Here is a 21,568-nt window from a genome sequence, read left to right on the forward strand (position 1 = left end):
TCCTCGTGAGACAATCTTTTTTTAGTTATCTGTCGAAAAACGGATTCGTCCGAATCTCGGCCTCGAGCGTCGTCTTCGGCCCGTGACCTGAATAGAGCACCGTTTCACCCGGTAATAACTGACGCATGCGATCGATCGATCCAAGCAACGTCGCTTGGTCACCACCGTACAAATCGGTCCGTCCGACCGACTGTTTGAAAATCAAATCCCCACAGAAGGCGATGCGTTCGGTCGGGAAGTGAAGCGTGACGCTGCCCGGCGAATGACCCGGCGTGTGATGCAACTCGATGGAGAACGCACCGATTTCGAGCGTCTTGCCTTGATAGATCCGTTCGGCCGGTCGCATCGCCGCACTTGGCAGATGAAACTTCGCCGCCCCGTTCTTCTCGTCGTCCATCAGCCACGTCCGTTCCGCTTCATGGACGTAGACCGGGACGTTGTAACGGTCACGCAAGGCATCGATTCCCCCGATATGGTCAAAGTGGGCATGTGTCAACAGAATGGCGTTCAAGCCACCGAATCGTTCCACTGCCTCGAAGAATTTCGGGTCATCCGTGCCCGGGTCGACGATGAGGACCGTGCCTTCTTTTTCGAGCACGTATCCGTTCTCTTGGGCCAGGCCCGATGTGATTCTTACTATGTTCATCCAGAACACCTCCCCCATCATTCTAATCGATATTGTGGCAAAATTGTAGCGGAGGCTTTCTTTTCTCGACAGCGTCTACATTATCGGATAAAATAATAATGATATTTCAGTGAAATTTTTATGAATTTCATGACGTATAATAAAGGGGGAACTCGTCATGCATTTGTATGAACCATTTGGATGGATCTCGCTCATCGTTGCACTCGTTGCAATCTGGGGAATGGCCCGTTCGTTTAAGAAGCGCCAATTCTTTCCACTTGCTTTCGCCGCGGTCACTGTACTCGTATTCGGATTTTTCGGCGTCGCGACATTGATTTACGGTGGAATCCCAAGCTAATGAGCACGAAGACGACTCTGGTCGTCTTTTTTTGTATAACAAATAGCGCCGTCCCGGCTAAGCGGGACGGCGCTATTTGTTATTGTTCGGTCTGCTCTTTGAAGCGGAGCAAATCTGAGTAAATCAAATCATCGTTCATTTGGAGAATCTTCTCTGCTTCTGCGCTATCCGGTCCACAGAGCGAGACGTCCTCAACGACTTCACCGCTCGAAGCGTCATAGCATGTCGATTGCGTCCAGACGTATTCGTCGGTGATGACGGTGCCATCCCGGAAGATGGCGCGGCTCGTCCGGTCTTCCGATAACAAGTCACTTCCGAAACCTACCGTGTCCGACGTGTCGATCCCGAGCAAGTGCAAGATCGTCGGCTTCATGTCGACATGACTGCCGATCGTCTCGTGCACTTTACCCTTGTCTTGTCCCGGTAGATGAACCGCGAACGGGACGGACTGGAGCTTGGCGACGTCGTATGGCGTCAACTCGTCTTTGCCGAGCAAGTCGGCCATGGCGTCGTTATGGTTCGTCGAGATTCCGTAATGGTCACCGTAGACGACGAAAATCGTGTCGTCCCACATGCCGTTCGCCTTCAACTCGTCGATGAACAAGCCGAGCGCATAATCTTGATACGCGAGCGCTTGTGGGAAGTTGTTGAGAGTCGTCGAACTCGTCTCGAATTTCGGCACGAGTTCGTAGTCCTCGCTCGGCATCGTGTACGGGAAGTGGTTCGTGAGCGTGATGAACTTCGCATAGAACGGTTCCGGCAGCTCTTCGAGCATCGGAATCGACTGTTCGAAGAAGCTGTCATCGAGCAGTCCCCACTCCGTCATGTCCTCGGGGTTGCCGAGGTCATAGCTCTTCTCATCGAAGAACTGGTCGACGCCGATGTTTTTATACATCAAGTCCCGGTTCCAGAACGATTTGTTGTTCGCATGGAACACGGCCGAGTAGTAATTGTCTTCCTTAATCAATTCAGGGAGTGCCTGATACTCATTATCGGCGTTCGTGAAGTAGACGGCACCACGCGGAAGTCCGTATAGCGAGTTGTCGAGTGCGAACTCGGCATCCGACGTCTTCCCTTGGCCGACCGTATGGTAATAGTTCGGCCAGTAGTGGGACTCTTCGATCAGTTTGTTCAAGTTCGGTGTGATGTACTCGCCGTTCGACGCTTTCATGTTGTGCGTGAAGTTTTGGGCCGACTCGAACGAGACGACGACCACGTTCTTGCCTTTATACTTCCCGAAGTAGTCCGGGTTCGGTGCTGCATAGTGTTGACGGGTGTACTTCTCGATTTTGGCGAGTTCTGACCCGTCAGCCATCGCCTTCTGGGCCGACGTTTTCGTTTGAAGCATCGCATCGTAGACGTGGAAGTTGAACGTCCCGATATTCTTGACCAACAGTTCCCGGTCGAACGAACGAGTCAACAGTTCCGGACGCTCTGTTTCAGCGAGCGACAAGTTGAACAAGAACACGACGACGGCCGTCGCGAATGTCACGAGCGCTCTCCGATGAGAGGCAGCCGTCGCTGTCGCGTTGATGCGCCATAGGATGAACGGCAAGACGAGCACGTCCCCGAGGATAATCAAATCTTTCCATTCCAACAGTGACGTGAACGATGTCGACAACGTCTCCATGTTCGACGGTTGCAAGATGACCGGCATCGTCAAGTAGTCGGTAAACTCGCGGTAATAAACGGCATCCGCAAACAAGATGAACGATGCTGCGGCATACAGCATGTACAAGACCCATTTCTGCTTATTTCCTTTAAAGAAGAAACTGAACGCGAATAGGAATAGAGTGGAGCTGATCGGGTTGATCAGCAGAATGAATGCCTGAGCGGTGTTTTCAATCGGGATATTGAAGAAAAATTGGTAAACTACGTACGTCTTCGTCCAAAGTAATAGCGAGAAAATCCAAAATAACCGATATTCATGAAACGAAGCGCGGACCGTATCATTCAGTCGCATAGTAAGCTTCGAGAAGCTCTGAGATGACTTCATCTGACGGCCTCCTCCTCTGTTCAACGGGCGACGAGATCAACTGATTCGCGTCCCCCTATTTTTTTATAAGTCCAATTGGCTTGTTATCCATTTCACGTACGATAACAGTCCGGTATCAAGTCCAAATCTTACCCCTTTTTTAACAAAAAATCAACTCCGTCATTACAAATTTTACATTATCCCATACCCGTTCCAAATAAAAAACACGCCTGCGTCAAATCGCAGGCGTACATGGACAAACGTTATACACGAGTCGGGATAAAGTGTTTACGAGCGAGCCACGCACAACCGATGACACCCGCATCGTTCTCGAGTTCCGCGATTTTGAACGCCGTCGACGCATAGACGCGCTCGAGGGCGAACCGTTTGAACTGCTCGTCGAGCGGCTCGAGGAGTGCTTCGCGTGCTTTCGAGACGCCTCCGCCGATGACAATCATTTTCGGGTTCAACGTGTTGGCGATATTCGAAATCGTCAATCCAAGATATTCGGTCATCTCGTTCACGACTTCTGTCGCGACGACATCATTCGCTTTATACGCTTCGAACACGTCGCGTGCCGTCACTTCGTTCAGTTCGTTCAACGATGTCGTCCGACCTTTACGTTTTTGGAGCGCCAGACGGGCGACCCCGGTGGCCGAAGCAATCGTCTCGATACAACCTTTACGGCCGCAGCCACACATGACGGCTTTCGACTCGTCACGTTCAACCGTGATGTGGCCAATTTCCCCAGCCATACCTGCAGCCCCGTGGACGATATTGCCGTTCGTGATGACACCGCCGCCGACGCCTGTGCCGAGCGTGATGGCGAGCAGTTCTGATGCGCCTTCGCCTGCCCCTTTCCACATTTCACCGAGTGCGGCAGCGTTGGCGTCATTCTCTAAGACGGCCGGCAAACCGACCGCTTTCTCGAACTCGCTGACGAGCGCAAAGTTTTTCCAACCGATGTTTGGTGAATATTCGACCACACCTTCTGAAAAGTTGATAAAGCCTGGTGCCCCGATGCCCGCTCCTGCGAAATCTTGCTTCGCTTTGCCCGACGTTTCTAAATAGGCTTCGAATGAAGAGGCAATATCAGTCGGAATATGTACCCCGTTCTCACGAATATCCGTTGTAATCTCCCACTTGTCAGAAATAATCCCGTTCATATCGAGGACGGCCATCTTCACCGTCGTTCCACCAATGTCGATTCCTAATAACCACTTCATGTGTTCCACTCCTCGTCTCGATTAAATCGCTTTCATCCCATAGTTTACACTATTAAACCCCTAGTGCAAACCTTTGCACTAGGGGTTTTTCTGTCAATCTCTTGAATTTTTCAGTTCATGGGTCAAAATAATCTTGGCCGTATCATATTCCCGTTGTTCAATCATTCCGCCCGCATGCAACTCATCGAGTTCCATCATCATGAGCCCGATTTCGGCATCGCGCTCACCGATATAAATGATCGTGCCGAACGATTTCAAAAATTGCTGGACGTCATAAAAATTTTTCATCGTTCGTCCTCCATCGCGGTGAGCACGAAACGGTACAGCAGTTCCCGGGTCGCTTCGAGCGATTTGAGATGCGTCCGCTCATAGCTATGGCTTGACTCGATGCCTGGTCCGACGAGCGCGTGGCGCACATCGTAGCCGGCTCCGATTGCAGCCGAGGCGTCCGATCCATAGTACGGATAGATATCGACTTTATGGGCGATGTCATGTTTACGGCATAGCGCGGTGAATTGACGGCGCAACCCGAGATCATACGGGCCTGACGAATCTTTCGCACAAATCGAAACTGTATACTCGTCCGAGTGTTGCCCGTCCCCGAGCGCACCCATATCGACAGCGATATATTCAGTCACCGCTTCGGGAATTCCGGCGTTGCCCCCGAACCCGACCTCTTCATAGTTCGAGATCAAGTAATGGACCGGGTGTGGCAACTCCGCCTCGACCAGATCTTTCGCCAAATCGAGCAAGATGGCAACGGACGCCTTGTCATCGAGATGACGTGATTTGATATAACCGGCGTCGGTCTGACGGAAGCGCGGGTCGAATGAGACGAAGTCCCCGACCTCGATACCGAGGGCCCTTACGTCTTCGGCTGTATGGACGTCCGCGTCCAAGCGCACTTCAATCGTTGACGCCGTCCGTTCGGCGCTATTCGTATCCTTATAGACATGGACGCTCGATTGATGAATGAGAATCGTTCCTTCAATCGGCGCACCCGTCTCGGCATGAACCAGACAGTTCTCCCCTTCGATTGCGGTCCAGGCGTATCCACCGACTTGCGTCAAGCGCAAGCGGCCGCTCGGCAAGATTTCTTTCACCATCGCGCCGAGCGTATCGACATGGGCCGTCAACAGGCGGGCTCGATTCGATTTGCCCTCAAATGTCGCCAGAAGCGCCCCTTTGTTCAAGCGTTTCGTGGGGATCCCGAGTGCCGTCAGTTCTTGTTCGACGAATCCGATCGCCTCGTCCGTCATCCCGGACGGACTTGGAATTTCAACCAATTGCTTCAACGTTTCAATCATACCCTTACTCCTTTGTCATCGATTGTAGCCGAGCCAAAATAATATGCCGGACGCCACGAACACGAGCCCCGCAAATAGCAGGCGACGTTTCTTCACATGTTCATCCGGTAAGCCGACCACTCCCGCCATCAGAAAGCCCCCGACGAGTCCACCCGCGTGTGCGGAATGGTCCAAACTAGCGCCAAGGACGAAAGCGAGTCCCACGTTTAATCCTAACATAATAAACAGTGGAGGGCCGAGTGTCTTCATAAATAAGGAGCGGTCGCGCAGTCCGAAATAGAGCAGTGCGCCGACAAGCCCAAACAATGCCCCGGACGCGCCGGCCGAGATGGCTTCGCTGAACGCATACGAGGCGACCGTGGCGATGACACCTGCCAACAGATAAATGGTGGCGAAACGCGTCGACCCGTACATCCGTTCCACGAGCGGGCCGAGTGACCAGAGCGCGAACATGTTGATGGCGAAATGGAACCAACCGATATGAAGGAACATCGGTGTGATCAGACGCCACCATTCTCCTTCGTCGATGAGAGGATTCACTTTCGCACCGAAGCGGATGAGCGTGTTCGGATCGAGCGTCGAGCCGATTGATTCGGCGAACCACATGACGAGGAACGTCACGAACATGAGCGCATAGACGAACTGAGGCTTCCCAAAGGCGAACCGTTGCTTCAGTTCATTTTTCCGTTGTTGGTCGAGGGCGACGGCACGCGGGCGATATGACGTTTCCGTTTCGGCGCACGGCCGCATCTCGAGCTTCACTTTTGCCGCAATCGGGAACGTGAGCGACGACAGACGCTCTTCATCGACGAGCGGGTCACCATAAATGTGGACATGGAGCTTCTCGCGGCCGATTCGGGCCAAGCGAAACGAGTTCATGACCGCCTCGACGTCCAAGGCGACATGGTTCGCCCACGCCTTATCTGTCCGTATGTAGAGGTGATAGACATCCCCCGCTTTCGTGTCGAACAATAAAAGTGCCCGCGACGGCTCTAAGACGCCCTCGATGCGTCCTCCTGCTTCGACGGCACGATATACATCTTCCCAAAAACAAGCTGGTTCTGTCATGTTGGCTCACCTCCTTCTATACTTTCATTCTAAAGGAATTTAGGCAGGACGACAAAATCGAGCATCGCCCCAATCTGCCCCGCTCTTCCGTCGGTCCACAAAAAAACCGTAGTGGCGGGAGCCAACTACGGTCATGACAGAACGAGTAATCGTTCTTATAAGACAGGTTGCATCGTTTTCAATAACACTTCTGCCGAATGATGCATCTTTTGTTTTTCTTCGTCTGACAACTCGATTTCCACGACTTGACGGATTCCTTGGCGGTTGATGATGGCCGGTACACCGATATGGATATCGTTCAAGCCGTATTCACCATCTAAATGTGCGCCGACCGTCAACAACGTGTTCTCGTTACGGAGCACAGCCTTGACGAGACGGAGCAAACCGAGACCGATGGCGTAGTACGTCGCGCCTTTGCGCTCGATGATGTGGTACGCCGCGTCCCGAACGTTGACGTAGATGTCTTCGAGGTCTTCCCATGTATACTCGTCGTTCTCTTCAAGCAACTGCTCGACCGACTTCCCGTAGATGCGGGCGTTGCTCCAGGCCGCGAATTCCGTGTCTCCGTGCTCACCCATGATGTAGGCGTGGCAGTTGCGTGGATCGACGTTGAAATAGTCACCGAGCATGTAACGGAGACGTGACGTATCGAGTACCGTTCCTGATCCGAACACGCGGTGTTTCGGTAAACCTGAGTATTTCCAAGCCAAATGTGTCATGATGTCGACCGGGTTCGAGGCGATGATGATGATGCCGTCGAATCCAGATGCCATGATGTCCCCAATCATCGATTTCATGATTTTGGCGTTCTTCTCGACGAGGTCGAGGCGAGTTTCACCCGGTTTTTGCGGAGCACCGGCAGTGATGACGACGATATCTGCTGCACCACAGTCCGTATAGTCCCCTGCCCAGACGCGCATCGGTGAAGAAGCGAACGAGACGCCGTGGTTCAAGTCCATCGCTTCGCCTTCCGCCTTCGATTTGTTGATGTCGATAATGACGAGTTCCTCACAAAGACTTGCTGTCGTCAATTGGTACGCAAAGCTGGCACCGACCGCTCCGGCCCCAACGAGCGCGACGCGTGTTACTTTTGCATGATTTAATGTTTCCATATTGATTCTCCACCCTTCGAACAATCTGTTTCATGTTTTTGTTATGTCTGTTACATAAAGATTGTAACATCATTCACAAACACTCACTACTAAGGAAACCGTTTTCACTTTGGCGATATTGTGACAAAATTCACATTCGTTTGAAACATCTACATTTTCTGTACTACCCTCATCGTAACAAGAGGAAACTAATCGTCGCGGCCGCGGCGATCGACAAAAAGTTGACGGCGTCATTGCCGAGAAAACGCCAGCCCGACACATAAGCCGTCGGCTCACGATGATGCATTTTCTTCTCGGTCAATTTGCCGCACACACGGCATCGATATTTCCGTTGCACCGTGGCCCCTAACAATGTGTCGACGACGCTGCCGCTCAATCCGAGAGCAATCAAGACGAGCGCGAACGTCACATCGATCTCGATAAATGGAAGCGAGGCGAGGATGATGACCGTGGCCCCGACAATCGACATGACCGTACCGAACACGGACACCCCACCACTCGTTCCCGGTTCGACTTCACGGAACGTCCGAATCGAGCGCGGTTTCTGCTTGGCGAGGACGCCGAACTCAGATCCCCACGTATCACTCGTCGCCGCGGCAATCGAGGCGACATAGGCGAATAACCAGGCGTCGTTTGGCGCAAGAATCATTCCAAGCGCCGTCACCATGCCGACGCCCCCATTGGCGAGCACTTGTACGAAATCACGGGGACCCGATTTCTCAACAATCTCATCGACAGGCGCCTTGTCCCGGGCACGATATTTCGAGGCGAGCGACGATGTCGAGAAGAAGACACCGAGTAAATAGAGCCCGAACCAACCGAAACCGTAGCCGATGACCGTCCCCGTCACGACCGTCAAGACGGCACCGGAGCGGGTCAACGAGCGCAATCGATAGCCGGCAAAGGCCACCAGACAAGTTACAACGAAGATGGCGAACATAAAATCGTTTCCCTTTCCGTCACGATGAATTCGACAGGAATGTCGTGTGGCTCAATCGGGATCTCATCGAGCAGTTGAACGTCATAGGCCAACGCGATGGTCGTCCCTTTGTACGTGGCGAGGTAGCGATCATAGTAGCCGCCTCCCCATCCGATTCGATAGCCGGACCGGTCAAACACGCGGCCGGGGACGATACAGACGTCAATCGAGCGCATCGTCGCTTCAGTCGTCGGTTCCAATATATTCATGACGCCCGGCTCGAGGTCTTCTAGCGAATGAATCTCATGGAACGTGAGTCCCTGTTTCGTAACTTTCGGCACAAACACCGATTTTCCTGCCTTCCATGCTAAGCGGATGAGCGGCAACGTATCAATCTCTAAATCGAGGGCGAGCGTAACAGCCACCGTGTCCGCCTCTTGCCACGCCTTCAGTTCGGTCAATGTATGTATGATGACGCGGTCCCGGTCCGACCGGTCGTCGAGTTCACGGATTTGACGATGTACGGCTTGCCGAAGTTGTTTCTTTTCAATCATTTCAATTCCCCCTTGTTCAAAAAAAAGGCCGCCACATGAGTGACGGCCAGTCTCATTATTTCACTTCGCGGTAAAGCGTGTGACGACGGAGACGTGGGTTGTATTTGCGCAATTCGAGGCGCTCTGGGTTGTTACGTTTGTTTTTCTTCGTGATGTACGTGCGATCGCCTGTTTCTGTGCAAGCTAGTGTGATTTTAACGCGCATTTCTTTCACTCCCATCTTACTAATGTTGTATCAAGTGCTTTTGCTTTACAGTCTAAGCATACTCAATTATCCTACCAATTTTTATTTGAAAAAGCAAGGTTATTTCGTGTTCTTTTTCAAACGTTTTTGCCCGTATGGCGAAGCATCGAGCGGCAGGCAGGTTTTTACGTTATCACCAATCGCATAGCGCATTCCGACTTCCTCAGTCGATAGTTGTTCGCAGATGTACACCGTGTCGGCTTCAGCGAGGACGCTGTTCTCGATTCGGTGAATCGCGTCGAACAGACCGCCGTGTCCGTGCGGATTGCGGGTCGTTTCAAAGGACAACATAGTTGAGTATAACGGAACTTGTAGTGCTTTCGCAAGCGAACGTGCCGCAGGAATCGTCATCCAATCAAATTGATGGATCGCTTTGAACGGAACTTTGGCCACGAGCTCATGCGCAAGTTTGACGTACGCCACGTTTTGGGCCGCGACTTGGTTCATCACGTGCTCCAAGAACGGGCTCGTCAGACGAACGCGGCACACGTGGACGTGGTTGTGACGTTCATACTCCGGTAACCCTTCCTTGAACGGGGTCAAGACGTACACCGTCTCGCCTTCCGCCGCCCGGGCTTCGACCTCGTCGATGACACGGCGTCCGAGATCACCGACGACGTTGCCTGTATATTCTGGCGTCAAGACGAGAATCGCCTCGCCTTCACTGCCACGTTCCTCAGTCACGTAATAGTCGTGCGGAGACAGGAACGTGTCGATGTCAATGTCCACATCATCAAGGAACGGATACGCGCGATAATGGTCGGCGAGCAGTTCATCCGATAACTTGTCTTGATATAGGGCGGTCTCGAGCTCAGCGAACAGACGTGTGTGCTCGCGGAAGCGTTCGGCTGCATATTGGGCCGTCGTCTGTCCGTCGAGGATGAAGGCCCAGTCACTCGATACGGCGAGGACGTAATGTCGCACGAGTTGAATGAGCGCCCGATCGACGAGCGGTGAGGCGTGACGATAATCGGCCACGTCTTTGACGAGTTGTGTCTCCATCATGTGCAAGTGGCGGAGCATCCATTCGTTGCGCTCGTTGATCCACACATCACCATAACCTTTACGCCCCCACGTGTTCATCGAGACGTGTACTGTCTCGAGGTCTTGGAAGTGGCGCTCGAGGAACAGGGCCGGCGTAATCGTCTCGATTCCGAACTCTTCGAGCCGCTCGGCGACCTTGCCGAGGAATTCAGGTCCTTCAAACCACCAATGTCCGAACAACTCGGCATCGAACGGTGCCGTCACGAGGAACGGCGGGAACATTTGTCCACCATGGGCCTCAAGATGCCCTTCGAGCGTCTGCGCAAAATCGAGGGCGTGGTTGTCGATTTGATGTTCGGCCCAGGCGCGGACATAATAGTCTTTCTCATCCGAGTCGCCCGTGATGCGGTGCATCTTCAGACCGGTATCGAATCGAATCCCTTCTGGGTGCATGAACTTTTCAATATACGCCCAGTCGCGGTCATAGGCGAGGTCACGATAAAACTCGCGATAGTCAGGATGGCCCGGATACCCGATCATCGAGCTCCAAATCTTCCCGGAGATGATTTGGTCACGCGGGAACAAGGCGACGCCATGCGGCGAGTAGACCGGTGCGCCAATCCCCTTGTCCGGAGTAGGGTCGGCATCGAGTAAAGCGTGCTCATCGACGAACGTATAACGAACGCCTTCCTCGTACAAGATGCGGTCGACACCCGGCGTATAGGCACACTCCGGCAACCAAATGCCGGTCGGGCGGAACCCGTAATGACGCTCGAAACAGTTCAAACCGGTACGGATTTCCGTGCGGGCGGCCTGCTCCGTGAACAAGTGCGGGTTGAAGCCGTGCGTCGCCGTACATGTGACCATATCGATGAACCCTTGCTCACGATATGTACGGAACGCATGGTTCAAGTTCTTTTCCCAATGCAGGAACGTTGTTTTCAAATCGGTGTAGCGCCCGCGATAAAAATGGAGCGTCTCAACTTCCGGTTCGCTCCGTCCTTCGGCGAGCTCAATCTCAATCAATTCGAGCATCTCATCCAAATGTTCCACGTAACGGTCCTGGACGAGCGGGTCGGCGAGCATCTCGACGACGGGCGGTGAAATGCTGACCGTCCAATGAAGCGGCTTTTGCAGACGGTCGATTTGCCAAAGAATCGGGATATATGTCTCGGAGATGGCTTCATACACCCATCTCTCTTCTAAGCGGTGTTTCTCTTCATGTCGCACGTACGGAAGGTGGGCATGAAGGACGAGTGAAAAATAACCTGGTTTCATCAAATAAATCCTCCTCAGCGCACGAATCGGTATGCAGAATATTTAGGTAGCGTGTCGAGCAGTTCAGGAGACTCGACTTCCCCGTATTGCCAACGTCGTACCGGTTCAGCGAAACGACCATGGCCGGCTGGCTCCGCACGTGGCGTATCAATCGGTGAAGATGCGAGCAACGGAAGAAACTCCCCTTCCATCGTCCGAATCCCAAACTCGAACACATACGTCGTGTTCGGATCGAGTGGCCGAACGAACCAACTGTTCGTCATCTCCGGTAATTCGAACGTATATGAACGGTTCGCATGCCCGCTCGCGTAATCAAGCAACGTGATGTCGAGGATACGGAACGCCTTCGGCAAATCTTCCCACGGACGCATGAACTGCATCGACAACGTCTCCTTGACGCTGTCAGAAACCTCCCAAAAGACGTAGACGGCGTTCGGCGATTGAACGACCGCATGCATCAAATCTTGATCATAACGGTCAGGGAGCTTCCAGAACCCATCTGGGCCTTTATCTAGAAGCGGTGATTGGACTGGCAGCTCATGTTGCAGCGTCGAAGCGACCTGAGTCCCAGATGAGGCGGGTACTTGCTTCGATTTCGGTGTCATTGCTTTCTTCCCTTCGGTCTTTCGTTTTGGAGCGGCGGCTACCGGCTTGGCTGGTTCACCGTGTTGGGAACGCCATTTGCGCCAAGCGTACTGGACTTTCCCGATCGGCATGTCTAATTGTTCTGCAATCTGTTTTAACGTTAGTCCTTGTTGTTTCAAGGAAACGATTTTCTCTTCCATCTATTTGTGGCTCCCTTCCTAAAAAAAAATCCATGTGTTCTACTATTCGCCTCCAACCCGTGAATTCCTGCACAAAAAAAAAGTAAAGAACAACTGGTCTGTTGTTCTTTACCACTCTTCTTACTGGTTTAAATCATAATGTTTCCCTTTTTCGAGGAAAATGAGATGTTCCCCGAAATTCGTCACGTGATCGCCCATGCGTTCTAAATAGCGGGCGATGTTCGAAAACTCATAGACATCGTTCGTCCCGACAGCCATCGTCGGCACAGATCCCATGTATTGTTTGATGACCTGCAAGTTCAAGTCATCGATGACTTTGTCCATCTCGTTCAAGTCACGCACCCGGCTGACCTCGCCTTTATGATAAGCGCGAGTCGCCAGCTCGAGCATGTCAATCAACTGCTCGGCCATCTGTTTGAGCGGCTTGATGTCTAACACGTACGGGACGTGCTCGATGCGCGCAACGGCTTTGGCGATGTTCGTCGCATAGTCCGCGATGCGTTCAAGGTCTGTCGCCGACTTCATCGTCACGATCAAGCGACGAAGGTCGGTCGCGACCGGTTGTTGTTTCGCGATCAACAGAATCGCCTCGTCATTGATTTCGAGCTCGAGGTCATCGAGTTCGTTGTCGTTGTCGATGACCGTCTGAGCGAGTACGAGGTCATGCTTTTCAAGCACTTCGATGGCCGTAGCCGTTTGACGCATCGTCAAATTCGCCAAGCGAACGACCTTGTCTTCTAATTCGTTTAACTTCGTATCAAAAAATGTGCGATTTTGTGCCATGATTGTCTCCCCTTCTTAACCGAACCGGCCAGAAATGTAATCTTCAGTCCGTTTGTCCGTTGGATTCGAGAAGATTTTATCGGTCGCATCGAACTCGACGACTTCTCCGTTCAAGAAGAACGCCGTCTTATCCGATACACGAGCTGCTTGCTGCATGTTGTGCGTGACGATGATAATCGAGTACTGCTCTTTCAACTCTTGGACGAGCTCTTCGACTTTTAATGTCGAGATCGGGTCGAGCGCTGACGTCGGCTCATCCATGAGGATGACGTTCGGTTCGATGGCGAGTGTGCGGGCAATGCAGAGACGTTGTTGCTGTCCACCCGAGAGGCCATAGGCGTTCTCGTTCAAGCGATCTTTCACTTCATCCCAAATCGCGGCGCCACGAAGCGAGCGCTCGACGATTTCATCGAGTACTTTTTTGTTTTTGATGCCGTGTGTACGTGGCCCGTACGCCACGTTGTCATACACCGATTTCGGGAACGGGTTCGGCTGTTGGAACACCATACCGACCGACGTGCGAAGATCTTCAACTTTATAATCGCGGTCAAAGATGTTGCGACCATGATACAAGATTTCACCGTTCGTACGGACAGACGGCACGAGCTCGACCATCCGATTCAACGTCTTGATGAACGTCGACTTCCCGCAACCCGACGGACCGATGATGGCCGTCACTTCGTTTTTCTTGATGTCGAGGTTGACGTCGATCAACGCTTGATCGTCGCCATACCATAAATTCAAGTTGTTCACGACATAGGCACTTTCTTTTTGCATCACCGTTTCGTTCGGTTGAGTCGTCGTTGTATTCACTTCATGATCTCCTTTGAGTTCTTTTTGTTTCATCATCTCGAGAGTCCTCCTCGTTTACTGCTATGACTTAATGTCGGTTCGTGTACTTGTTACGGATATAGATGGCAGCCGAGTTCATGATGATCAACATCGTCATCAATACAATGATTCCGGCAGCGGCCAAGTTTTGGAATTCGGCTTGCGGACGGCTCGTCCAGTTGTAGATTTGAATCGGGAGCGCTGTGAAATCAGAGAACACATTGCTCGGCGTCGTCGAAATGAACGTCGCTGCTCCGACCATGATCAATGGGGCCGTTTCCCCGATTGCTCGCGATACGGCCAAGATGATTCCCGTGATAATCCCTGGAATCGCCGACGGCAAGACGACGTTGAACGTCGTCTGCCACTTCGAGGCTCCGAGTGCGAGCGACGCATGGCGCAATTCCATCTTGACGGAACGGAGCGCTTCTTGTGACGCGACGATAACAATCGGTAAACTCATCAGTCCGAGCGTGAGAGCTCCGGCCATGATTGAGTTCCCAAGTTCCATAATGCGAACAAAAATCGTCAATCCGAGCAATCCGAAAACGATTGACGGGACACCGGCCAAGTTTGAAATATTTACTTCGATAAATGATGTGACACGGTTTTTTGGTGCATACTCTTCAAGATAAATCGCAGCACCAACACCGACGATAAACACCATCGGGACGATCAACATCATCAACCAAAGTGATCCAATCAAGGCTGGATAGAGCCCGGCCTGTTCAGGTCGACGGGATGGGAAGTTGCGGAGGAAGTCCAAATTCACCCAGCCGCCACCTTTAGAGACGACATCATAAATCAATGTCGATAGGACGAGCAGGGCAAAGACGAGCCCTGCTAAAAAGACGTACTTAAAGATTTCATTTAATTGGAGACGGCGCTTAATCCGTTGTGAAACGGAAGCACGGTCCATCAAGTTCTTCGTATTCTTGAACTCACTGTTCGGCAATGCCATATTAGTACTCCTCTCTGAAGCGGCGCGTCACCCAGTTCGCGAATAAGTTCATCACGAGCGTAAAGATGAACAACAATGCGCCGACCGCATAGATACTGTAGTATTCGATTGTCCCGTATCCTGCATCACCTTTGGCGATTTGGACGATATAAGCTGTCATCGTTTGAATCGCGTTGAGCGGGTTGAACTCAAAGTTCGGTTGTGACCCACCTGCGATTGTTACGATCATCGTCTCACCGATGGCACGGCTCATCCCGAGGACGATTGAGGCGATAATCCCTGAGAGCGCGGCTGGCATGACGACTTTAATCGCGACTTCAAGACGCGTCGCGCCAAGGCCGAGGGCTCCATCACGAATCTTTTTCGGGACGGCGCTCATCGAGTCTTCCGAAATCGAAGCGATCATCGGAATGATCATGATTCCGACGACGATTCCCGGGCTGAGTGCGTTATAGATTTGAAGCCCTGGAATCAACGCTTGCAAAATCGGTGTGACGAACGACAAGGCAAAGAATCCGAAGACAATCGTCGGAACGCCAGCAAGCACTTCAAGAATCGGCTTCAAAATCGTGCGGGCACGCTCAGACGCATACTCGCTCAAATAAATCGCCGACGCCAAACCGAGTGGTACAGCGACAATCATGGCAATGACCGTAATCTGGAGTGTCCCCATGACAAGGGCCCAGACGCCGAAACGTTGATCGGCACTAAGCGGATACCATTCGGTCGAGCCTAAAAACTCGGCGACCGGTACGCGCTCGAAAAACTTGAACAGTTCAAAACCGAGTGTGAACGCGATGCCGACCGTCGTGACGACCGAAACGAATGCGCTCAAGAATAATAAGAACGGCATGACTTTATCAAACACGTTCGTCGTACTATATTTCTTTTTCTTATTGGCTTCAATCATCTCTCGAATTGACAGCCCTTTGTTTGGTTGATTCATCTCGTGTATCGCTCCCTACCTCTTCATACTAGAAAGCACGGCGAGAAGGCGAGAGCGACTCTCACCTTCTGCCTTCTGCGCTATTACTCGCCAGCGATCTCGTCGATCACTTCAGCGTTCTCATCATATCGTGCTTGTTCCATTCCGACATATCCAACTTCTTCTGAAAGGGCTGCTGCATTTTCATTCAAGAAGCGTGTGTAGTCAGCGACTTGTGGCTTGTCTTTCAATGACGCGTTGTTCACGTATGTGTAAATCTCACGTGAGAGCGGGTATGAAAGATCGTTGATCGTCTCTGTCGTCGGTTCGACGCCTTCGACGTTCATCGCACGAAGCGTATCTTGGTTTTCAATGTAGTACGCATAACCGAAGAATCCGATCGCACCTTTCGTACCGGCGACCCCTGTCACGAGGACGTTATCATCTTCTGACAATTGCGCGTCTTCACGAATGTCCGTGTCTTCAAGGACGGCTTCATTGAAGAAGTCGAACGTTCCTGAGTCTTTACCTGGTGAGAAGAATGAGATTTCTTCGTCTGGCCAGTCTGAGCGGACGTCTTTCCATGTCTTCACGTTAGGGTCAGTCCACATCTTGTTGAGTTCGTCGATTGTGATGTCTTGAGCCCAATCGTTCTCTGGGTTGACGACGAGCGAGAGACCGTCGAGAGCGACAGCGAGTTGTGTATACTCGACACCGTTCTTCTCGGCTTCAGCCGCTTCTTCTTCTTTGATTTCACGTGACGCGTTCGAGAAGTCTGTCTCGCCTGTTACGAAACGTTTAAATCCGCCACCCGTACCTGAGACACCGACCGTGACTTCAACGTCTGGCTGTTCAGCTGAATATTCTTCGGCTACGGCTTCCATAATCGGGAAGAGTGTTGACGAACCGTCCATGACGACTTTACCTGAAAGTCCTTCACCGTCGGCTGCGCCGCCACCTTCTTCATTATTCCCACACGCGGCACCGATGATGGCCACCGAAGTGATTGAAGCGACTAAAGCTGATTTTTTCATCCAAGACATTTCTGACGTCCTCCTTGAGTTTGCTTTGATTTGTGTTGTGGCTTCGTTGTTCTGTCCTACAATTAACATCCTAATAAACTACTATTAACGAGAAATAAACGGAACGTAAAAGAATTGTAAAGACGAAAAAAAGAAGCCACCGAAGTGACTTCTTTATTGAATCTGTGCTTGGACGTCTTCTAAGTCGAAATACGCCTTCATGATGTCGTGCGCGACACGGGTGTTGATCCCTTCCGCCTCGAGGCCTGGCATGATGATGGCCCAAGCGATTTCCGGGTCATCATATGGCGCCCAGCCGACGTGGTTCGAGTTGAGTGTCTTAATCGGTTCACCGTTCGCGTTTCGCTTCGCTTGACCATCTGGCCCTTCCGCGATCGCTTGAGCGGTACCGGTCTTACCGGCCGCCGTGATTCCCGTCTGTTGCAGGATACGAGACGTTCCACTCTCGACCCCTTGCCGGAATCCTTGGCGCGCCCGTTGAAGAAATTCATCACGAATATCGACTTTATTGAGCGCGTTCGGTTGGAACGTGCTGACGACTTGCTTGTTCGCTTCGTCGAGCGAGCCAGGTTCGATGATTTCTTTCAAGAGATGCGGTTGAATCCGGTATCCGCCGTTCGCAAGCGTCGACGTATACTGCGCCAATTGAATCGGCGTGTATGAGATGAACTGACCGATCGACATATCCATGAGGAGCGTAACACGGTCCGGTACGCTACGGAATCCGATTGATTCATATGGGAGGTCGATCCCTGTCTCAATTCCGAGTCCGAACTGCTTATAGTAATGTTCCATCGTATTGAATGCCTCGGTCACGTTCTCTCCGACGATTTGGCCGGTCGAGTAGTAATCGGCGAGCCGCAGGGCAATTTGGAACATATAAATGTTCGATGATAACGCGAGGGCATCAAGGTCGTTGATGTTCCCCATGTTCCGGTACGACGACTTGAGTGACGAACCGATACGAATCGGCGTGTCATAAATATATTCACCCGGTTGGATGACTTCTTCTTCAAGTCCGAACGCGACCGTCGCTCCCTTGATTGTCGAGCCGATTTGACTCGCCCGCAGGACCGTCCCGGTCGAGACGTCTTTGAATTCGTTCGTTTCATAGTCGAGCTCTTGTCCCGAGAGGGCGAGCAATTCACCCGTTTGCGGGTTCATGACGACGGCGAAGGCACGGTCAAAGTGCGGGCTGCCCGAGCGGCCGGCTCGAATCGCTTTCTTCAAAATCTCATCGATTTCTTTTTGGAATTCGATGTCCGTCGACAAGATGATATCTTTCCCTGGGTTCCCGCTAACGCGAGTCGGTTCTCCGACCGGTTCCCCTTTATACGTCGTGAAGACGTCATAGGCCGGGGTCCCGCGTAGCACGTCCTCATACTGTTGTTCGAGATAAGACGTTCCGACCCGATCATTCAAGCCATACCCCTTCGCTTGATACGAAGCGCGCTGCTCGGCTGGGATTTGACGATAACTTCCGAGGAAGCTTTGGAACGTCTCACCGAACGGATAATCCCGCTGATAATACGGTTCGACACTGACGCCAGGGAGCAGTTCCAAGTTTTCTTCAATCAGTGCCATTTCTTTTGGAGACGCCCCGATTTTAATGACTTGTGGGTCGAGCGCATAGCCTGACTCCATGTTATGTTTGATAGCGATGATTTCTTCGGTCGCATCGTCAAACGTGATTTCCGCGTCCGTGATGGAATCGAGCAACAACTGGTCGACGTCTTGGTTCGACAAGGCGGCCCGTTCTTCTTCCGATAAATCAGCCAACAGGTTTTGGACCCGTTCTTGCGAGCGCTCCGGATCGATGGCAATCCAATAATCCTTGCGGTCCCGCTCCGTCACTTTACGGTCCTTCTCCGGCACGTCGACGATTTCCGCGAGCTTGATGGCGACTTCGAGCCGCTCTTCCGTCTTCGTCACTTGCGACCGGCGATACATGACCGAGTAGTTCGAGATGGTGTCGGCGAGCACTTGGCCGTTGCGGTCATAGATTTTACCGCGCGGTACCTCGTACTTGATTTTGCTTGATTCGGTCTTCTGAACTTCACGGGCAATCAACTCACCGTTGACGATTTGGACGACGCCTAAACGGAAAATGAGTGTCGCGAATAAGATGAAGACGATAAAGAACAATAAGTTCAATCGCAACGGAAGGTGGTTGCGCCGTTTCTTCGGCACTTTCACACGGTTTCTGGCCAATTCAGTTATCTCCTTTCTGATTCAATTCCTTCTATAAGTATAGGTAACGTATATGTCAGTGTTATTTCTATTTTTCGACTCGATTTTCACTATATCATAATTTGTTTACAAAATAATGTAATGTAGAAAAAATCCCGAGATTCAATCGAATCCCGGGACAGTGTCATTATTTTGCGTCTGCGTAGAGCTTCGCGACGTAATCCCAGTCGATGACATGGAAGAACGCTTGAATATAATCCGGACGACGGTTTTGATAGTTCAAGTAGTACGCATGCTCCCAAACATCGAGACCGAGGATTGGCTGAACGCCTTCCATGATCGGTGAATCTTGGTTTGGAGTCGATGTGACTTCGAGTTTGCCGTTTTTCACGACGAGCCAAGCCCAACCAGAGCCGAAGCGTGTTGTCGCTGCTTTCGTGAACTCCTCTTTGAACGCGTCGAAGCTGCCGAACGCTTCGTCGATTGCAGAAGCGAGTTCGCCCGTCGGAGCACCGTTCTCGTTCTTCTTCAACAATTTCCAGAAGAATGAGTGGTTCCAGTGACCGCCACCGTTGTTGCGGACCGCTGTTTGAATGTCAGCAGGAAGTGAATCGAGGTTTTGAAGCAACTCTTCGAGTGAAGAGTAGTTCACGTCTTTTCCTTCGAGTGCATTGTTTACGTTCGTGACGTAAGTGTTGTGGTGTTTCGTGTGGTGGATTTCCATCGTGCGTGCGTCAATGTGTGGTTCAAGTGCATCGTATGCGTAATCAAGTTGTGGTAATTCAAATTTAGCCATAACTAAAATCCCCCTTAAATTGGTTTGAACAACGTTCGTTTTAAATGTAACAGATTTGTGACGGTCGACTCAATTGTAATGCTTCACTCGACGTCTTGTTCAGGTAACGCCCAAACCGAAATCGAACCTGCCGCTACTTTAAATACTCCATGTCCGTCTTCATCAATCTCAACGACCTCATCGACGGTCTGTGTCAAATCGACCCATTTCTCGCCGGCACGGTGCTCGCCGACGAACATCTGTTTCTCGGCTGCTTCACTGTTCGAGATGAGGACAGCACAACCCGAACGCTCGATCTCCTCGACACCTTGACGGACCCAACCGATGACGTGTTCGTCATCGAAGTAGTCGTCCTGTTGACCGTACGCTTTCTCACGGCGCGCATAAAGGAGCGGATCGATTGCCACTTTCTTCCCATCGGCCGGGTGCGGTCCGTTGATGCCGTAGTAGTCCCCATAGAACACACAAGGGTACCCGTCTTGGCGAAGCAAGATTAAACCGTAGGCGATTTGTTTGAACCAATCTTCGACCCATGACTCGAGTGCTTCCGCCGGTTGTGAATCGTGGTTATCGACGAACGTCACTGAGTGGAGCGGGTGGGACTGGACGAGCGTATCGTCAAAGATCGTCCGCATATCGAACGATTCTCCTTCTGTCGAGGCACGCTGCAAGTTGTAATGGAGCGGCACGTCGAACAAATCGACGTGATAATCGATGTTGTCGAGGAACTCACGGCATGCATCGAGCTCTGACTTCCAGAACTCACCGACCAAGTAGAAGTTGTCGCCTTTTTCAGCTTTCATTTTCTGGCTGAACTCTTTAACGAAATCATAGTTGATGTGTTTGATGGCATCGAGTCGGAACCCGTCGCACTGCGTCTCTTCGATAAACCACTTGCCCCAGCTAAGAACTTCTTCACGGACTTCTGGGTGGTGATAATCGATATTGGCGAACATCAAATAGTCATAGACACCGAACTCGTCATCGACGTTGTCGTTCCATTTTTTGTTTTCACCGAGGATGAAGAAGATACCGCTATGGTCGTTCGCAGCGTCATAATCTGTACCGTTAAAGTGATGGAAGTTCCATTTGAAAGAGGAATGTTTGTCGTTTCGACCTTCGAAATCAAACTTGGTCCAGCCTTCAATCTCGAACGGCTCTTCTGACAGCACTTTCGTGCGATCTTCCGGGTCGACTTCGAGCACATCGAACTTCTCGGTCGCATCGGCCCCGGCTTTATGGTTTAAGACGACATCCATATAGACTTGCATTCCAAGTTCTTGGGCATGCTTCGTCGCCTCGAGTAATTCCTCTTTTGTTCCGTATTTGGTCGCGACCGTTCCTTTTTGGTCAAACTCCCCTAAATCATACAAATCGTACACGCCATATCCCGTATCCTCGTCGCTCTGTCCTTTCGTGACAGGGGGCAACCATAATGCGGTAATTCCGACTTCCTTCAATTCAGAAGCTCGTTCTTTCAATCGCTTCCAATGTTTCTGGTCAGCCGGGACGTGCCATTCAAAAAATTGCATCATCGTATGATTTCGTTCCATCTCGCTTCGCCTCATTTCATATTTTTCAAAAAACAAAATGCTAACGGATAT

At 51.6% G+C, this 21,568-nt stretch carries 21 protein-coding genes; 1 reads left to right on the forward strand and 20 read right to left on the reverse strand.

Annotated features, from left to right (window positions below):
• Positions 1-25: 25 nt before the first annotated feature.
• A complete protein-coding gene (locus tag KNP68_RS01165; protein ID WP_131471263.1) occupies positions 26-646 on the reverse strand; it encodes an MBL fold metallo-hydrolase in 621 nt (206 codons plus the stop codon).
• Positions 647-803: 157 nt separating this feature from the next.
• On the opposite strand from KNP68_RS01165, the gene KNP68_RS01170 reads away from it, so the two are divergent.
• A complete protein-coding gene (locus tag KNP68_RS01170) occupies positions 804-983 on the forward strand; it encodes a DUF2759 domain-containing protein (protein WP_021067729.1) in 180 nt (59 codons plus the stop codon).
• 79 nt (positions 984-1,062) lie between these two features.
• On the opposite strand, the gene KNP68_RS01175 is transcribed toward KNP68_RS01170, so the two are convergent.
• The 19 genes from KNP68_RS01175 to KNP68_RS01265 all read right to left on the reverse strand — a co-directional run bounded on the left by KNP68_RS01175 (position 1,063) and on the right by KNP68_RS01265 (position 21,517).
• Entirely contained in the window at positions 1,063-2,979 is a 1,917-nt protein-coding gene (locus KNP68_RS01175; RefSeq protein ID WP_131471264.1) for an LTA synthase family protein, read from the reverse strand.
• Between the two features lie 242 nt (positions 2,980-3,221).
• Positions 3,222-4,184, reverse strand: a complete 963-nt coding sequence (locus KNP68_RS01180; RefSeq protein ID WP_131471265.1) for an ROK family glucokinase — start codon at positions 4,182-4,184, stop codon at positions 3,222-3,224.
• A 93-nt stretch (positions 4,185-4,277) separates the two neighbouring features.
• Positions 4,278-4,472, reverse strand: coding sequence for a YqgQ family protein (locus tag KNP68_RS01185; RefSeq protein ID WP_021065735.1), 195 nt, complete (start codon positions 4,470-4,472; stop codon positions 4,278-4,280).
• Positions 4,469-5,491 (reverse strand): M42 family metallopeptidase, encoded by a 1,023-nt coding sequence (locus KNP68_RS01190; RefSeq protein ID WP_131471266.1) that lies wholly within the window; start codon positions 5,489-5,491, stop codon positions 4,469-4,471. The genes KNP68_RS01185 and KNP68_RS01190 overlap by 4 nt, the downstream gene beginning before the upstream one ends.
• Positions 5,492-5,506: 15 nt before the next feature.
• Positions 5,507-6,559: a rhomboid family intramembrane serine protease gene (locus KNP68_RS01195; RefSeq protein ID WP_131471267.1), complete on the reverse strand. Its 1,053-nt coding sequence runs from the start codon at positions 6,557-6,559 to the stop codon at positions 5,507-5,509.
• Positions 6,560-6,714: 155 nt separating this feature from the next.
• Complete coding sequence (locus tag KNP68_RS01200) at positions 6,715-7,671, reverse strand: L-lactate dehydrogenase (protein ID WP_131471268.1); 957 nt, start codon at positions 7,669-7,671, stop codon at positions 6,715-6,717.
• A gap of 169 nt (positions 7,672-7,840) precedes the next feature.
• On the reverse strand, positions 7,841-8,611 hold the full coding sequence (locus KNP68_RS01205) for a DUF92 domain-containing protein (RefSeq protein WP_058763916.1): 771 nt from the start codon (positions 8,609-8,611) through the stop codon (positions 7,841-7,843).
• Complete coding sequence (locus tag KNP68_RS01210; protein WP_131471269.1) at positions 8,590-9,144, reverse strand: 5-formyltetrahydrofolate cyclo-ligase; 555 nt, start codon at positions 9,142-9,144, stop codon at positions 8,590-8,592. The genes KNP68_RS01205 and KNP68_RS01210 overlap by 22 nt, the downstream gene beginning before the upstream one ends.
• Before the next feature lie 55 nt (positions 9,145-9,199).
• Positions 9,200-9,364, reverse strand: a complete 165-nt coding sequence (gene rpmG / locus KNP68_RS01215; protein ID WP_255313299.1) for a 50S ribosomal protein L33 — start codon at positions 9,362-9,364, stop codon at positions 9,200-9,202.
• Positions 9,365-9,448: 84 nt separating this feature from the next.
• The gene (locus tag KNP68_RS01220) at positions 9,449-11,650 is read right to left on the reverse strand and encodes a 1,4-alpha-glucan branching protein domain-containing protein (RefSeq protein ID WP_131471270.1); all 2,202 of its coding nucleotides are present in this window, start codon (positions 11,648-11,650) and stop codon (positions 9,449-9,451) included.
• A gap of 14 nt (positions 11,651-11,664) precedes the next feature.
• The gene (locus KNP68_RS01225; protein WP_021065728.1) at positions 11,665-12,435 is read right to left on the reverse strand and encodes a DUF4912 domain-containing protein; all 771 of its coding nucleotides are present in this window, start codon (positions 12,433-12,435) and stop codon (positions 11,665-11,667) included.
• Between the two features lie 120 nt (positions 12,436-12,555).
• The gene (phoU, locus tag KNP68_RS01230) at positions 12,556-13,218 is read right to left on the reverse strand and encodes a phosphate signaling complex protein PhoU (protein ID WP_131471271.1); all 663 of its coding nucleotides are present in this window, start codon (positions 13,216-13,218) and stop codon (positions 12,556-12,558) included.
• 15 nt (positions 13,219-13,233) lie between these two features.
• A complete protein-coding gene (pstB, locus tag KNP68_RS01235) occupies positions 13,234-13,995 on the reverse strand; it encodes a phosphate ABC transporter ATP-binding protein PstB (protein WP_242678926.1) in 762 nt (253 codons plus the stop codon).
• Positions 13,996-14,098: 103 nt separating this feature from the next.
• Complete coding sequence (pstA, locus tag KNP68_RS01240; RefSeq protein WP_058763923.1) at positions 14,099-15,010, reverse strand: phosphate ABC transporter permease PstA; 912 nt, start codon at positions 15,008-15,010, stop codon at positions 14,099-14,101.
• 1 nt (position 15,011) lies between these two features.
• Positions 15,012-15,956, reverse strand: a complete 945-nt coding sequence (gene pstC, locus KNP68_RS01245; protein WP_021065724.1) for a phosphate ABC transporter permease subunit PstC — start codon at positions 15,954-15,956, stop codon at positions 15,012-15,014.
• Between the two features lie 83 nt (positions 15,957-16,039).
• Positions 16,040-16,978: a PstS family phosphate ABC transporter substrate-binding protein gene (locus tag KNP68_RS01250; RefSeq protein ID WP_131471273.1), complete on the reverse strand. Its 939-nt coding sequence runs from the start codon at positions 16,976-16,978 to the stop codon at positions 16,040-16,042.
• Positions 16,979-17,131: 153 nt separating this feature from the next.
• Entirely contained in the window at positions 17,132-19,189 is a 2,058-nt protein-coding gene (locus KNP68_RS01255) for a peptidoglycan D,D-transpeptidase FtsI family protein (RefSeq protein WP_198662263.1), read from the reverse strand.
• Between the two features lie 166 nt (positions 19,190-19,355).
• A complete protein-coding gene (locus KNP68_RS01260; protein WP_021065721.1) occupies positions 19,356-19,964 on the reverse strand; it encodes a superoxide dismutase in 609 nt (202 codons plus the stop codon).
• A gap of 83 nt (positions 19,965-20,047) precedes the next feature.
• Positions 20,048-21,517 (reverse strand): alpha-amylase, encoded by a 1,470-nt coding sequence (locus KNP68_RS01265; protein ID WP_021065720.1) that lies wholly within the window; start codon positions 21,515-21,517, stop codon positions 20,048-20,050.
• Positions 21,518-21,568: the final 51 nt, after the last annotated feature.

Origin of the sequence: Exiguobacterium sp. s50 (assembly GCF_018618175.1) — a bacterium.
Lineage (GTDB): Bacteria > Bacillota > Bacilli > Exiguobacteriales > Exiguobacteriaceae > Exiguobacterium > Exiguobacterium chiriqhucha.